Annotated in this window: 16 protein-coding genes; 11 read left to right on the top strand and 5 right to left on the bottom strand. The window is 72.5% G+C overall.

What is annotated here, in order from left to right; translation table 11 throughout:
• Positions 1–12 precede the first annotated feature (12 nt).
• Positions 13–291 carry a hypothetical protein gene (locus AC07CM_RS01665; RefSeq protein WP_478874296.1) on the bottom strand — a complete coding sequence of 93 codons (279 nt, stop codon included), beginning with the start codon at positions 289–291 and terminating at the stop codon, positions 13–15.
• Positions 292–496: 205 nt separating this feature from the next.
• Between AC07CM_RS01665 and AC07CM_RS01660 the strand changes: the two genes are divergently transcribed.
• Positions 497–745, top strand: a complete 249-nt coding sequence (locus AC07CM_RS01660) for a hypothetical protein (protein ID WP_478874295.1) — start codon at positions 497–499, stop codon at positions 743–745.
• A gap of 31 nt (positions 746–776) precedes the next feature.
• On the opposite strand, the gene AC07CM_RS01655 is transcribed toward AC07CM_RS01660, so the two are convergent.
• Positions 777–1,571, bottom strand: coding sequence for an IclR family transcriptional regulator (locus AC07CM_RS01655; protein ID WP_478874294.1), 795 nt, complete (start codon positions 1,569–1,571; stop codon positions 777–779).
• 274 nt (positions 1,572–1,845) lie between these two features.
• Here AC07CM_RS01655 and allB point away from each other — a divergent pair, with 274 nt between their 5' ends.
• From allB to AC07CM_RS01640, 3 genes are read left to right on the top strand one after another with little or no spacing between them, the layout of a single operon-like run.
• Positions 1,846–3,186 carry an allantoinase AllB gene (gene allB / locus AC07CM_RS01650; protein WP_478874293.1) on the top strand — a complete coding sequence of 447 codons (1,341 nt, stop codon included), beginning with the start codon at positions 1,846–1,848 and terminating at the stop codon, positions 3,184–3,186.
• Positions 3,187–3,239: 53 nt separating this feature from the next.
• Complete coding sequence (gene alc / locus AC07CM_RS01645; RefSeq protein WP_478874292.1) at positions 3,240–4,370, top strand: allantoicase; 1,131 nt, start codon at positions 3,240–3,242, stop codon at positions 4,368–4,370.
• 53 nt (positions 4,371–4,423) lie between these two features.
• The gene (locus AC07CM_RS01640; RefSeq protein WP_478874291.1) at positions 4,424–5,434 is read left to right on the top strand and encodes a hypothetical protein; all 1,011 of its coding nucleotides are present in this window, start codon (positions 4,424–4,426) and stop codon (positions 5,432–5,434) included.
• 3 nt (positions 5,435–5,437) lie between these two features.
• Here the strand turns inward: AC07CM_RS01640 and AC07CM_RS01635 are convergent, their stop codons facing one another.
• Positions 5,438–6,187, bottom strand: a complete 750-nt coding sequence (locus AC07CM_RS01635; protein ID WP_478874290.1) for an SDR family oxidoreductase — start codon at positions 6,185–6,187, stop codon at positions 5,438–5,440.
• A 102-nt stretch (positions 6,188–6,289) separates the two neighbouring features.
• On the opposite strand from AC07CM_RS01635, the gene AC07CM_RS01630 reads away from it, so the two are divergent.
• The 4 genes from AC07CM_RS01630 to AC07CM_RS01615 all read left to right on the top strand — a co-directional run bounded on the left by AC07CM_RS01630 (position 6,290) and on the right by AC07CM_RS01615 (position 9,319).
• Complete coding sequence (locus tag AC07CM_RS01630) at positions 6,290–7,111, top strand: AIM24 family protein (protein ID WP_478874289.1); 822 nt, start codon at positions 6,290–6,292, stop codon at positions 7,109–7,111.
• Between the two features lie 75 nt (positions 7,112–7,186).
• Entirely contained in the window at positions 7,187–7,795 is a 609-nt protein-coding gene (locus AC07CM_RS01625) for a dihydrofolate reductase family protein (RefSeq protein ID WP_478874288.1), read from the top strand.
• Positions 7,796–7,928: 133 nt separating this feature from the next.
• Positions 7,929–8,837: a DMT family transporter gene (locus tag AC07CM_RS01620; RefSeq protein WP_478874287.1), complete on the top strand. Its 909-nt coding sequence runs from the start codon at positions 7,929–7,931 to the stop codon at positions 8,835–8,837.
• An 86-nt stretch (positions 8,838–8,923) separates the two neighbouring features.
• The gene (locus AC07CM_RS01615) at positions 8,924–9,319 is read left to right on the top strand and encodes a guanyl-specific ribonuclease (RefSeq protein ID WP_478874286.1); all 396 of its coding nucleotides are present in this window, start codon (positions 8,924–8,926) and stop codon (positions 9,317–9,319) included.
• A gap of 55 nt (positions 9,320–9,374) precedes the next feature.
• Here the strand turns inward: AC07CM_RS01615 and AC07CM_RS01610 are convergent, their stop codons facing one another.
• Positions 9,375–9,575, bottom strand: coding sequence for a hypothetical protein (locus AC07CM_RS01610; protein WP_478874285.1), 201 nt, complete (start codon positions 9,573–9,575; stop codon positions 9,375–9,377).
• 170 nt (positions 9,576–9,745) lie between these two features.
• Between AC07CM_RS01610 and AC07CM_RS01605 the strand changes: the two genes are divergently transcribed.
• From AC07CM_RS01605 to AC07CM_RS01595, 3 genes are all read left to right on the top strand, one after another.
• A complete protein-coding gene (locus tag AC07CM_RS01605; protein WP_478874284.1) occupies positions 9,746–11,017 on the top strand; it encodes a sensor histidine kinase in 1,272 nt (423 codons plus the stop codon).
• Between the two features lie 82 nt (positions 11,018–11,099).
• The gene (locus AC07CM_RS01600; protein ID WP_478874283.1) at positions 11,100–11,774 is read left to right on the top strand and encodes a response regulator transcription factor; all 675 of its coding nucleotides are present in this window, start codon (positions 11,100–11,102) and stop codon (positions 11,772–11,774) included.
• 72 nt (positions 11,775–11,846) lie between these two features.
• Positions 11,847–13,037 (top strand): cytochrome P450 family protein, encoded by a 1,191-nt coding sequence (locus tag AC07CM_RS01595; protein WP_478874282.1) that lies wholly within the window; start codon positions 11,847–11,849, stop codon positions 13,035–13,037.
• Between the two features lie 443 nt (positions 13,038–13,480).
• Here the strand turns inward: AC07CM_RS01595 and AC07CM_RS01590 are convergent, their stop codons facing one another.
• Positions 13,481–14,497 (bottom strand): Gfo/Idh/MocA family protein, encoded by a 1,017-nt coding sequence (locus AC07CM_RS01590; RefSeq protein WP_478874281.1) that lies wholly within the window; start codon positions 14,495–14,497, stop codon positions 13,481–13,483.
• Between the last annotated feature and the right edge of the window lie 47 nt (positions 14,498–14,544).

The following is a 14,544-nucleotide window of genomic DNA, read 5'->3' as shown; positions in this document are numbered from 1 at the left end:
CACCGCGGCCGCCTACGACACCCTCGGCGCGACGTGCGCCCGCACCCGCCGTCCCGGTCCACGGATCGCCGCACACATCCACGCCGCGCTCGGGGACGTGGGGACGTCATCGACGTCGGAGCCGGCACCGGCTCGTACGAGCCGCCGGGAACCGTCCTTGCGGTCGAACCGAGCCAGGTCGTGATCGCCCGGCGCCCGCCGGGCTCCCCGCTCGCCGTGCGGGCGGTCGCGGAACGGCTCCGGCTGCGGGACGGCGCCGCCGATGGCGTCATGGCGGTGCTGACCGTCCACCACCGGACCGCCTGGCGGCCGGAATCGCGGAACTGCGCGGGGTCGCCCGCCGCGGCACCGTGGTGCCGACCTGGGACAAGCGCGTGTTCCGCGAGCGGTTCTGGCTGGTCAGGGACTTCCTTCCGGAGGCGGCCGCCCTCGACGGCACCCGGGCCGTGCCCACCGACCGGCTCGCCCGGCTGCTCGCCGGTGCGCGCCAGAACCGGTGCGGGTCCGGCGCGACTGCGCCGACGGCTTCGCCGCCGCGTGCCGGCGCCGCCCGTACGCCTGTCTCGACCCTCGGGTCCGCACCGGGATCTCCCTGCTCGCCCAGCCCGGCCACGAGACCGTCGCGCCCGGTCCGGCCCGGCTCGCGGACGACCTGGAGACGGGACGCCGGCACGCCCGGTACGCCGATCCGCTCGCGCTGGACAGCATCGACCTCGGGTACCGGCTGCTGGTGACCGACCTCTGACCCGCGCGAGCGGAGTGCTCGGGCGGAGTGCTCAGGCCCCCGAGCTCGCCAGTGCCTGGGACAGCTCCGCCGCCACCTGCTGCAGCACCGGCACGATCTTCTCCGTCGCCGCCTCGGTGACCCGCCCCGCCGGTCCGGAGATGGAGATCGCGGCCGCGGTGGGGGAGTCCGGGACGGACACCGCGAGGCAGCGCACCCCGATCTCCTGCTCGTTGTCGTCCACGGCGAATCCCATCCGCCGGACGTCCTCCAGCGCGGCCAGGAAGCCGTCGGGCGTCGTGATGGTCTTCTCCGTCGCGGCCGGCATGCCGGTACGGGACAGCAGTGCGCGCACCTCTTCGTCGGGCACGCCCGCCAGCAGCGCCTTGCCCACACCCGTGGAGTGCGGCAGCACCCGGCGCCCGACCTCGGTGAACATGCGCATCGAGTGCTTGGATGGCACCTGGGCCACGTACACGATCTCGTCGCCGTCCAGCAGCGCCATGTTCGCCGTCTCCCCGGTCACCTCGACCAGCCGGGCCAGGTACGGCCGTGCCCAGGTGCCGAGCAGCCGGGAAGCCGACTCCCCGAGCCGGATCAGGCGGGGGCCGAGCGCGTATCGCCGATTGGGCTGCTGGCGTACGTAGCCGCAGGCCACCAGGGTGCGCATCAGCCGGTGGATGGTGGGCAGCGGCAGCCCGCTGGTGGCGGACAGCTCGCTCAGGCCGACCTCGCCTCCCGCGTCCGCCATCCGCTCGAGCAGATCGAAGGCGCGCTCCAGGGACTGGACCCCGCCGCCGGCAGAGGTCTTGGCGGAGTCGTTGGTGCTGGCGCTGGACGTCGGCACGGCGCGTTCCTTTCGGGGCTGGCAGGAAGGGCAGAAGCCTACCCGGCAGCCGGTTGACTGCCCGCTTGTACGTAGCTACGTTCTGCTTGCTGGAATTCTAATTCCACTTTGTGGAAACGTCCAGAGTGACGGCCCATGCCGCACTGCTCAGAAGTGTGCCCCTTGACGGCGGGGGAGCGGGAGTGAAGACTCCTTCAACAGAACGTTGAATTCCGTTACGTGGGTGTAAATCCCGTTTCCTGGACGTAAGACGGCGGCAGAGAGAGGGGTTCGGGTGTCCGACGCTGAACTGGTGCTGCGCTCGAGGCGCGTCATCACTCCGGAAGGGACGCGGGCCGCCACGGTCACCGTGTCCGCCGGCACCATCACGGCCGTACTGCCGTACGACGCCGAGGTCCCGGCCACGGCACGCCTGGAGGACCTCGGCGACCACGTCCTGCTGCCCGGCCTGGTCGACACCCACGTGCACGTCAACGACCCGGGCCGCACCGAGTGGGAGGGCTTCTGGACCGCCACGCGCGCGGCCGCGGCCGGCGGCATCACCACGCTCGTCGACATGCCCCTCAACTCCCTGCCGCCGACCACCACGGTCGCGAACCTGCGGGTCAAGCAGCAGGTCGCCGCCGACAAGGCGCACATCGACGTCGGCTTCTGGGGCGGCGCCCTGCCCGACAACGTCAAGGACCTGCGCCCGCTGCACGACTCCGGGGTCTTCGGCTTCAAGGCGTTCCTGTCGCCGTCGGGCGTGGACGAGTTCCCGCACCTCGACCAGGAACAGCTCGCCCAGTCCCTGGCGGAGATCGCCGGCTTCGACGGCCTGCTGATCGTGCACGCCGAGGACCCGCACCACCTGGCCGCCGCGCCGCAGCACGGCGGCCCCCGGTACGCCGACTTCCTCGCGTCCCGGCCGCGCGACGCCGAGGACACCGCCATCGCGAACCTCATAGCGCAGGCCAGGCGGCTCGACGCGCGCGTGCACGTGCTGCACCTGTCCTCCAGCGACGCGCTGCCGCTCATCGCGGCCGCCCGCGCCGACGGCGTGCGCATCACCGCGGAGACCTGCCCGCACTACCTCACCCTGACCGCCGAGGAAGTCCCGGACGGCGCCAGCGAGTTCAAGTGCTGCCCGCCGATCCGCGAGGCGGCCAACCAGGACCTGCTCTGGCAGGCGCTGGCCGACGGCACGATCGACTGCGTCGTCACCGACCACTCGCCCTCCACGGCCGACCTGAAGACCGACGACTTCGCCACCGCCTGGGGCGGCATCTCCGGCCTCCAGCTCAGCCTGTCGGCCGTGTGGACCGAGGCCCGCGAGCGCGGCCACGGCCTCGAGGACGTCGTCCGCTGGATGTCCACGCGGACGGCCGCGCTGGTCGGCCTCGACGCGCGCAAGGGCGGCATCGCGCCCGGCCGCGACGCCGACTTCGCCGTCCTCGCCCCCGACGAGACCTTCACCGTCGACCCCGCAGGCCTCCAGCACCGCAACCGGGTCACCGCGTATGCCGGCAGGACCCTGTACGGCGTCGTGAAGTCCACCTGGCTGCGCGGTGAGCGCATCGTCGCGGACGGCGAGTTCACCGACCCGAAGGGCACCCTGCTCACCCGCTCCCACTGAGCCACTCCCCGCACCCGCACCCGGCCGACTCCCGAAAGGAACCCCTGATCACCGTGACGGCGCAGCAACACGCCAGTTGGGCCAGTTTCACCGGCGACGCGAACCCCTACGGAGGCGGCGACCCGTACGCGGACTACCGCACCGCCGACTTCCCCTTCACCCAGTACGCCAACCTGGCCGACCGGCAGCTCGGCGCCGGGGTCGTCGCCGCCAACGACGAGTTCTTCGCCGAGCGCGAGAACCTGCTGGTGCCCGAGCGGGCCGAGTTCGACCCCGAGCACTTCGGCCACAAGGGCAAGATCATGGACGGCTGGGAGACCCGCCGCCGGCGCGGCGTCTCCGCCGAGCACCCCTGGCCGACGCAGGAGGACCACGACTGGGCACTGGTCCGCCTCGGCGCGCCCGGTGTGATCCGCGGGATCGTCGTCGACACCGCCCACTTCCGCGGCAACTACCCGCAGGCGGTCTCGGTCGAGGCCACCTCGGTGCCGGGCTCCCCGTCCCCGGAGGAACTGCTGGGCGACGACGTGAAGTGGACGCCGCTGGTGCCGCGCACGGCGGTCGGCGGCCACGCGGCGAACGGCTTCGCCGTCTCCGTCGAGCAGCGCTTCACGCACCTGCGGCTCAACCAGCACCCCGACGGCGGCATCGCCCGGCTGCGGGTGTACGGCGAGGTCGTCCAGGACCCGGAGTGGCTGGCGGCGCTCGGCGCCTTCGACGTGGTCGCCCTGGAGAACGGCGGCCAGGTCGAGGACGCCTCCAACCTCTTCTACTCCCCGGCCACCAACACCATCCAGCCCGGCCGGTCCCGCAAGATGGACGACGGCTGGGAGACGCGCCGCCGCCGCGACCGGGGCAACGACTGGATCCGCTACCGGCTCGCCGCCCAGTCCCAGATCCGCGCGATCGAGATCGACACGGCCTACCTGAAGGGGAACAGCGCCGGCTGGGCGTCGGTGTCGGTGCGGGATGGGGACGAGGGCGACTGGGTCGAGATCCTCCCGCGCACCCGCCTCCAGCCCGACACCAACCACCGCTTCGTGCTGCCGCAGCCGGCCGTCGGCACGCACGCGCGCGTGGACATCTACCCCGACGGCGGCATCTCCCGCCTCCGCCTCCACGGCACCCTGACGGACCAGGGCGCGACGCGACTGTCCTCCCGCCACCAGGAACTGGGCGCCTGAGCTCCGCTACCGTGAACACCCCGCCGGCAACGGGGTGTTCACGGGGAGGCGTGATGGCGGTACTGCTCTACTACCCGTTGGTGAAACCACCGACGGAGATCCTGCATCAGGCTCTGCTGTACTGGGACGGCATCGCCACGGTCGTGCCCCGCGCACCCGAGGTCTACGAGGCCGCCGTTTCCCCCGAGCTGAGGGAACTGAGGGACCGGGCCCTCTACACGCCGCTCCGCTTAGACCGGAACTCCATGGACCTGCTGGGAGACCCGGATCATGGCCGGGTCTCCCGCGGCTCCCTCACGTCCGAGGTGCTGCGTGAGGAACTGCGGCGCCTGGCCCGGTACCCGGCGAGGTCCGAGCTGTCGTGGCCGCCGGACGCCTTCATCTATGGATCGAAGCTGAGTTACTGGTTGGAGCGGGAACTGCTGAGTCTCCGTCTCGCCCGGCCATGCGGAACGGGCTACTCGAGCCTCGCCGTTCCGAAGCAGATCCAGCAGTTGATCATCGGCGTCCTGGCTCGGGACCTCGCCGTCGGCGGTCCCGTCTCCTATGTTCCGTACACCGACCATCAGGACGCGTATGCGTGGGGCCTGCGCGCCCCTGCCGAACGTCGGCTTCTCGGGTACGAGGCGGAACTCGGCGGGCTCCTGCCGATTCCCGCCCCAGGCACTGCCACCGCCGACGTCCTCGCCTTCCGCGAGCGGTACGCCGACGAACGCCACCGCCTCATGCGCGCCCTCCACCGCTTGCTCGGCGACCTGCGTCGCGACTACGAGCACCCCGCCGACGTCCTCGCCCAGCTGCGCCGCGAGATCGATCAGTCCGTCGCGGACTACCGCGCGGCCGCGAAGGGCAGCCGTATGGCCTGGGTGGAACGGTCGGTGATGGTGACAGTAGCCCTCGCGGCGGCCGCCGGAAGCGTGGTGCAGCCCGGTCTCACCTGGGCCCTGGGGGTGGTGGGCGGATACGCGCTGAACGTGGCCACCCGCGAGATCCGCCCGCTGGCGCGAGTCCGTGAGGGCCACGACTTCAGCTACCTGCACCGAGTCCGCGAGTCGCTCACCTGACCGTTACGCGGCGTGGCCTCCGTCGACCGCGAACTCCGCGCCCGTGACGTACGCCGCGTCGGGACCCGCGAGGTACGCCACCATCGCGGCCACTTCGTCGGCGGCCCCGAAGCGCCCGAGCGCCGTCATCGCCGCCTGCGCGGCCGCGTAGGGGCCGTCGGCCGGATTCATGTCCGTGTCCGTCGGCCCGGGATGCACGATGTTCGCGGTGACCCCCCTTTCCCCCAGCTCCCGCGCCAGCGCCTTGGTCAGCCCCACCAGTGCCGCCTTGCTCATCGCGTACAGCGTCCCGCCCGCCGCCGGCACCCGCTGCGTCATACACGTACCGATCGTGACGATCCGCCCGCCGGCCCCCATCCGCGCGGCCGCCGCCCGGGAGGCCAGGAACACCCCGCGCACGTTCACCGCGAGCACCCGGTCGACGTCCTCCAGGGTGAGCGAGGGCAGCGGGCCCAGCAGACCCACGCCCGCGTTGTTCACCAGCACGTCGAGCCCGCCGTACAGTTCCGCCGTACGCTCCACCGCGCCCGCCGCCTCCCCGGGATCCGCGGAGTCGGCGCGCAGGGCCACCGCCCGGCGTCCCAGTGCCTCCACGGCCCGTACGACCTCCTCGGCCGCCTCCTTGCCTCGCACATACGTCACCGCCACATCCGCACCCGCGCGCGCGAGCCGCAGGGCCACCGCCGCGCCGATGCCCCGGCTGCCGCCGGTCACCAGAGCCGTCCTGCCGTCAAGAGTTCCGTGAGCTGTCATGCCTCCATCCCAGCGGCCGCGAAGGCCGTCCGCCGGCGGCGAACGGACACCGAATCCGGCCGCGGCCGGAACTCTTCGCTCCACCTCCCGCGTTCTCCCCCCGTGACCCTTCAGCAAGAGATCGTCGGCAACGCCATGCAGATGGCGGTCGTCAACCTGCACCCCGGCCAGACCGTGTACTGCGAGGCGGGGAAGTTCCTGTTCAAGACGACGAACGTGACCATGGAGACCCGCCTGTCCGGCCCGTCGGGCAACGGCAACGGCAACGGAGGTCAGCAGAGCGGCGGTGGCGGCATGGGCGGCATGCTGCGCCAGGCCATGGGCACCGCCATGCAGGTCGGCCAGCGCATGCTGGCCGGCGAGTCGCTGGCGTTCCAGTACTTCAGCGCCCAGGGCGGCCAGGGCACGGTCGGTTTCGCGGGCGTGCTGCCCGGCGAGATGCGCGCCCTGGAACTGGACGGCACACGCGCGTGGTTCGCCGAGAAGGACGCCTTCGTGGCCGCCGAGTCCACCGTCGACTTCGGCATCGCCTTCCAGGGCGGCCGCACCGGCATGAGCGGCGGCGAGGGCTTCGTCCTGGAGAAGTTCACCGGGCACGGCACGGTGATCATCGCGGGCGCGGGCAACTTCATCGACCTGAACCCGGCGGACTTCGGCGGCCGTATCGAGGTGGACACCGGCTGTGTGGTCGCCTTCGAGGAGGGCATCCAGTACGGCGTCCAGCGCGTCGGCGGCCTCAACCGGCAGGGCATCATGAACGCCGTGTTCGGGGGCGAGGGCCTGTCCCTGGCCACCCTGGAGGGAAACGGCCGCGTCATCCTGCAGTCCCTCACCATCGAGAGCCTCGCCAACGCTCTGAAGAAGGCCCAGGGCGGCGACAAGCAGGGCCCGACCGGCGGACTGTTCTCGACGAACGTCGGCTGAACCGATGAGTTCCGGGGCCGGGCGGGGTCTGAGGTGAGGACAGCAGAATCCCGCACCCGGAAGAAGGCACCCGTCATGGGCAAGCTCGTCTCCACCATCTTCGTCAGCCTCGACGGCGTGTACCAGGCGCCCGGCGGCCCCCAGGAGGACACCAGCGGCGGCTTCGAGCAGGGCGGCTGGAGCTTCCCGTTCGGCGACGACGACTTCGGCCGGTTCGTCACCGAGGTCTTCGACGGCGCGGGCGCCTTCCTGCTCGGCCGCCGTACGTACGAGATCTTCGCCTCCTACTGGCCGAAGAAGACCGACCCGGCAGACCCGATCGCGTCCAGGCTGAACGCGCTCCCGAAGTACGTCGTCTCCTCCACCCTCGGAATCCCGGAGTGGTCCGGCACCACCGTCGTCTCGGGCGACCTCGCCAAGGAGGTGGCGGCCCTGAAGGAGCGCACGGACGGCGAACTCCAGATCCACGGCAGCGGCGCCCTGCTCCGCTCGCTCGTAGACCTGCGGCTCCTGGACACCCTGCACCTGGTGACCTTCCCGGTAGTCCTCGGCTCCGGCCGCCGTCTCTTCGTGGAGGGCGCGGTCCCCACCCGCTTCGCCCACCGGTCCGGACGCGTGACCGGCTCGGGCGTCTCCATCCAGACGTACGACCTGGCGGGCCGCCCCGAGTACGGCTCGTACTGACGCCCGGGCGGCGCCCGGTCCCACCCTCCGGGACGAGCCTGGCCGAAGATCGTCGCCGCCGGTACGGTGATCGCTCCCCGCGCGAGCCGCCGACGTCTCCGCACCCCCTTCGGAGACCGGGAGAGCCGCCCCCATGTCGTCGATCGCCGTACCGGGTGCGACCGTCGCGTCCCGCCGCGCCTGGCACACCGACCTGCCCGTCCTGCTCGTCGCGGTGTGCTGGGGCGCCAGCTACCTCGCCGCGAAGGACATCACCACCGCCCGCACGGTGCTCGCCGTCCTGGTGCTGCGGTTCGCGCTCGTGCTGCCCGCGCTGGCCGTCGCCGGCCGGCGGTCCCTGCGCGCCCTGACCGGCGCCCAGTGGCGTGGCGCGGCCCTGCTGGGGCTGATCCTGAGCGGCGTCTTCCTGCTGGAGACGTACGGCGTGGTGCACACCTCGGCGACGAACGCGGGCCTCGTCATCAGCCTCACCATGATCTTCACGCCGCTCGCCGAGGCGGCGGTCACCCGCACCCGGCCCACGTTCCCCTTCCTCGGCGCGGCGGCCCTATCGGTGCTCGGTGTCGCCCTGCTCACCCAGGGCGGCGGCTTCACCCGTCCCTCCCTCGGTGACCTGCTGATGCTGCTCGCCGCCCTGGCGCGCACCCTGCACGTCCTCGTCATGTCCCGGCTACGGTCCGTGCGGGGCGCCGACGCGCTGCCGCTCACCACCGTCCAACTGGGCACCGCGGTCGCCGTCTTCGCGGCCCTGTCGAGCGGGACCGGAGCGACGCCATGGGCGACCGCGGTGGACTTCGGAGCGCGGGAGTGGGCAGGGCTGCTCTTCCTGTCGGTCCTGTGCACCCTGTTCGCCTTCTTCGTACAGATGTGGGCGGTGCGCCGTACCTCACCCTCCCGGGTCGGCCTGCTGCTCGGCACCGAACCGCTGTGGGCCGCGGCGGCCGGCATAGCGCTGGGCGGGGAACGGCTCGGCGCGCTCGGCCTCGCGGGCGGCGCACTGGTCCTTGTGGGCACCGCGTGGGGACGCCGGGCGGCAGGTTAACTTCCCGAAAACTCATCGGACTTGACGGGAAAATCTTCAACTTTGTCGTTGACATGCCAACGTCTACGCGCGTCATCATGGGGGCCATGAGATTCCCCCCACGCATCACTCGTATCGGCGCCGCGGGCGCCCTCCTGTCCGCCCTGCTCGTGGGCGGCACCGTCTCCGCCGGCACGGCGGACGCCGCGGCCGCGTCGGTCGGCAGCATCTGCTACGGCGACCTGCCCTCACAGGCGTACGACACCCTGGACCTCATCGACCAGGGCGGCCCCTTCCCGTACTCGCAGGACGGCACCGTCTTCTCGAACCGTGAAGGCGTCCTGCCCAAGCAGTCGTCCGGCTACTACCACGAGTACACGGTGAAGACCCCCGGCTCCTCCACGCGCGGTGCCCGGCGCATCGTGACGGGCAAGGAGTACGAGGAGGACTACTACACCGCCGACCACTACGCCACGTTCGACCTGATCGACTTCGGCTGCTGATCCGGCCGGACGGGTCCGAGGGGACGGTGCGACCCGCCGGAGGTCCGGTCCGCGCTCATCCGGACCTCCGGCTCTCCGCGGCGGCGAACAGCGCGAACGCGAGCACCACGAGCGCGACGCTCGCGTAGACCTCGTAGCCGTCGAGGAAGCCGAGCCGCTGCACGCGACCCACGTTCCAGTGGGTGAACTCGTGCACCAGGCCCAGCACACCCTGCACCAGTGCGACGAACCCGAGAACCTCCAGCACCTGTTTCATGGCACGACTCTCGCCCCGCGGCTTCCCCCCACGCATCGGCCGCGGGGCGAGTTCCGTGCGCCTGACGACTGACGCCGGCCCCGAGCAGGAGCGCCGAAAGTCCACGGCGGTGCGACTTTGGTCGAGGATCCCGGGCGCGAGGCCGACGCCTGAGCCGTTCCTGCGTAGATTTGTCGACCGTGAGCAGTGACGAGCCCACGCGGGCGCCGCAGGAGCCGCCGGGCCGCCGGTGGCTGTTCCCCTCCGCCCTCCTGCACGAGCTGGACCCGGACGCGGGTCCCCCGGGCCGACGGCCGCGGCGCACCGCGCGCGACTGGGTCGTCGACTTCTCGTGTTTCCTGCCGGCCGTCGTCCTCGGCCTGGCGGCCGCGCGGTCCCTGACCGACGAACCCGGCCTGCCGCACTCCCTGGCCGTCCTCGACCAGGTCCTGGGCGCCCTCTCCTGCGCGGCGCTCTGGCTGCGCCGCCGGTGGCCGGTCGGGCTCGCCTGGGCGATGGTCCCGGTCGGGCTCCTGTCCAACACCTCGGGCGGCGCGGCGCTGATCGTCGTCTTCACCCTCGCCGTGCACCGGCCCTTCCGGTACGTGGCGTGGATCGGCGGCATCGACCTCGCCCTGCTCCCGCTCTTCTACTGGCTCCGGCCCGACCCCGACCTGCCGTACGCCGGAGTCGTCGCGTTCACCGCGCTGCTCACCGTCTCCGTCATCGGCTGGGGCATGTTCGTCCGCTCCAAGCGGCAGCTCATGCTGAGCCTGCGCGACCGCGCCCGGCGCGCTGAGACCGAGGCTCGGCTGCGCGCCGAGCAGGCCCAGCGGCTCGCCCGAGAGGCCATCGCCCGGGAGATGCACGACGTGCTCGCCCACCGGCTCACCCTGCTCAGCGTGCACGCCGGAGCCCTGGAGTTCCGGCCGGACGCGCCCGGGGAGGAGATCGCGCGGGCGGCCGGGATCATCCGGGAGAGCGCCCACGAGGCGCTGCAGGACCTGCGGGAGATCATCGGCGTGCTGCGGACCGGGGAGCCCGACGACGCGGCCGGGGGCCGGCCGCAGCCGACACTGGTCGCCCTGGACGCGCTCGTCACCGAGTGCCGCGAGGCGGGCATGAAGGTCACCCTCGACCACCGCCTCGCCGACCCGGCCGCCGTCCCCGCCTCCGTCGGACGCACCGCCTACCGCATCGCCCAGGAGGCCCTGACCAACGCCCGCAAACACGCTCCGGGCGCGGAGGTCGCCCTCCGGGTCACCGGCGGCCCCGGAGCCGGCCTGACGGTCACGGCCCGCAACCCGGCTCCCGAGGCCGAGGCCCCGCACATGCCCGGGTCCGGCCAGGGCCTGATCGGCCTGACCGAACGCGCGACCCTGGCCGGCGGCCACCTGGAGCACGGGGCGACGGCGGACGGCGGGTTCGAGGTGCGGGCGTGGCTGCCGTGGGCCGGGAACTGAACGGCCGGGCGGGACGGCCGGGTGCCGTCCGCTGTGGCCGACGGCCGCCCGTCGCCGCGCCTCCACGTGATTACGTGACTCCATGACTGCGACTGCGATCAGGCTCCTCCTCGTCGACGACGACCCTCTGGTGCGTGCCGGGCTCGCGCTGATGATGGGTGGGGCCGGGGACATCGAGATCGTCGGTGAGGCCGCCGACGGGGACGAGGTCGAGGACGCGGTCGAGCGGACCCGGCCGGACGTCGTGCTCATGGACATCCGGATGCCGTCGGTGGACGGACTGACGGCCACCCGGCGGCTGAGGGCCCGGGCCAACGCACCGGAGGTCGTGGTGCTCACCACCTTCCACGCCGACGAGCAGGTGCTGCACGCCCTGCGCGCGGGTGCCGCCGGGTTCGTCCTGAAGGACACCCCGCCCGCCGCGATCGTCGACGCGGTGCGCCGGGTCGCCGCCGGGGAACCGGTGCTGTCGCCCGCCGTCACCCGCCAGTTGATGCGGCACGCGGCCGGCACCGCCGCCGACTCCCGCCGGGCACGCGCGCGTGAGCGGCTCGCCGAGCTCAACGACCGCGAGCGGGAGGTCGCCGTCGCCGTCGGCCGGGGCCTCGCCAACGCCCGGATCGCCACCGAGCTGTTCATGAGCGTGGCCACCGTCAAGACGCACGTCTCCCGCATCCTCGCCAAACTGGACCTGAACAACCGGGTCCAGGTCGCGTTGCTGGCGTACGACGCGGGACTTCTGGACGACGGGCACTGAGCGGGGACCCCGCGCGTTGATCCGGGTACCGGGAGAAGCCCGGCGGCCTCGGGGGAGTCCGGAAGGGGTGCGATGGACAGGCAACACGTGGTCGATCTGGGGGAGTTCGGGGACGCGTTCCGCCGGGATCCGCATCCGGTGTACGCACGCCTGCGCGAGCGGGGCCCCGTGCACCGGGTCCGGCTGCCGGGAGCGGACGAGAACTACGAGACCTGGCTGGTCGTCGGGTACGAGGAGGCGCGCGCGGCCCTCGCCGACCCCCGGTTGGCCAAGGACGGCGACAAGATCGGCGTGACGTTCCTGGACCAGGACATGATCGGCAAGCATCTGCTGGCCACCGACCCGCCCCAGCACACCCGCCTGCGCGGTCTCGTGACCCGCGCGTTCACGATGCGCCGGGTGGAACAGCTGCGCCCGCGGATCCAGCAGATCACCGACGCACTGCTGGACGAGATGCTGCCGCGCGGCCACGCCGACCTCATCGAGTCGCTCGCCTACCCGCTGCCCCTCACCGTCATCTGCGAACTCCTCGGCGTCCCGGACATGGACCGCGCGGAGTTCCGGAAGATGTCCACCGAGGTGGTCGCACCCACCGACGCGGACACGGAGTACGAGGCGGTCGTCCGCCTGGGCGGGTACCTCACCGAGCTGATCGAGGACAAGCGGTGCGCCGGACCGACCGACGACCTGCTCAGCGACCTGATCCGCACCACCGCCGAGGACGGCGACCGGCTCTCCCCGCAGGAACTGCGCGGCATGGCCTTCCTGCTGCTCATCGCCGGCCACGAGACCACGGTCAACCTCGTCGGCAACGGCGTCCTCGCCCTCCTGACCCACCCCGGGCAACTGGCCGCGCTGCGGGCCGACCCGAGCCTCCTGGACGGCGCCGTGGAGGAGATGCTGCGCTACGACGGCCCGGTGGAGAGCGCCACGTTCCGGTACGCCGCCGAGCCCCTGGAGATCGGCGGCACGGCCATCGAGCAGGGCGAGCACGTGGTGATCGGCCTCACCGCCGCCCAGCGCGACGGCGACCGTTACAGCGATCCGCACCGGTTCGACATCCGCCGCGACACCCGCGGCCACCTCGCCTTCGGCCACGGCATCCACTTCTGCCTGGGCGCACCCCTGGCCCGTCTGGAGGGCCGTATCGCCGTCGGCACCCTCCTGGAGCGCGCCCCCGGCCTGGCGCTCGACGGCTCACCGGGCGAGTGGCTGCCGGGCCTGCTGATGCGGGGGATGCGCAGCCTTCCGGTGCGCTGGTAAGCGGCACGGGTCCAGCCCCGCACAGGCTGGACCCCGTCCGGGGCCTGCGCCTACGGAGGCTGGACCCCGCCGGGGCCTGCCCCTGCCACGGCTGATCCCTGTCCGGGGCCTGCGCCTGCGACGGCTGGTCACCGCCCGGGACCACCGCCTACGACGGCTGAACCCTGTCCGCGGCCTTCCCCTAGGAAGGCTGGACCCCGTCCGAGGCCTGCGCCTACTGCGGCTGGACACCGCCCGGGACCACCGCCTAAGGAGGCTGGCCGCTGTCCGCGGCCTTCCCCTATGAAGGCTGGACCGCATCCGAGGCCTCCGCCTATGGCGGCTGAACACCGCCCGGGCCTCTCCTGCGACGGCTGGATCCGACCTCGGCTCTCCCTCCACGACGGCTGGATCCGGCTCCGGCCGTCCCTCCACGACGGCTGGATCCGGCCCCGGCGCTCCGTCTACGACGGCTGGATCCGGCCCTGGATCTCCGCCAGCCGTACCGGCCGTCGCTCGCGGCGGGACACCTCGCAGGCCTCGGCGATCCGCAGCGCCTGCAGGGCCTCGCGGCCGTCGCACGGGTTGGGCCGCCCACCGTTCAGCACCTCGACGAAGGCGCACAGCTCGGCCTCGTAGGCGGGTCCGAACCGCTCCAGGAAGCTGGTCCACGGCTTGTCCGCCGCGGGCGGCCCGGTCGGCTCGGTGGACGCCACCGGCGTCCGGTCGTCCAGGCCCACCACGACGGTGTCCCGCTCCCCGGCCAGCTCCATGCGGACGTCGTAGCCCGCGCCGTTCAGCCGGGTCGCCGTCGCCGTGGCAAGCGTGCCGTCGTCCAGCGTGAGCAGGGCGGCGCCGGTGTCGACGTCGCCCGCCTCGCGGAACATGGCGGGCCCGGCGTCCGAGCCGGTCGCGTACACGTCCACCACCTCACGGCCCGTCACCCAGCGCAGCACGTCGAAGTCGTGGATCAGGGTGTCCCGGAACAGCCCGCCCGACAGCGGCAGCCACTCCGGCGGGGGAGGGGACTGGTCGGAGGTGGTCGCCCGCACGGTGTGCAGCCGCCCGAGCCGTCCCGAGCGCACCGCCTCCCGGGCACCCGCGTAGCCGGTGTCGAAGCGCCGCTGGAAGCCCATCTGGAGAACCGTTCCGGCGGCTTCCACCTCGGCGAGCGCCTGAAGCGTGCCCGGCAGGTCGAGGGCGATCGGCTTCTCGCAGAAGACCGGCAGGCCCGAGCGTGCTGCCCGACCGATCAGTTCGGCGTGCGCCGCCGTCGCCGTGGTGATCACCACGGCGTCCACGCCCCACTTGAAGATCTCGTCCACTCCCGGTGCCGCCGTCTCGCCCAGGCGGTGTGCCAGCTCCTGGGCCCGCGCCGGTTCCGCGTCCGTCAGGATCAGCGATCCGACCTCACGGTGGCGGCTCAGAGTGTTCGCATGAATGGTGCCGATGCGGCCCGTACCGATGACCCCGATGCGCATGGAAACAAAGTGAGGGCCGACCCCGTACGCTGTCAATGCAAATGTCC

The sequence above is a fragment of the Streptomyces sp. NPDC044061 genome (assembly GCF_056434305.1).
Note: the sequence above shows the minus strand (reverse complement) of the source record. Positions and strands in the feature narration are given on the sequence as shown.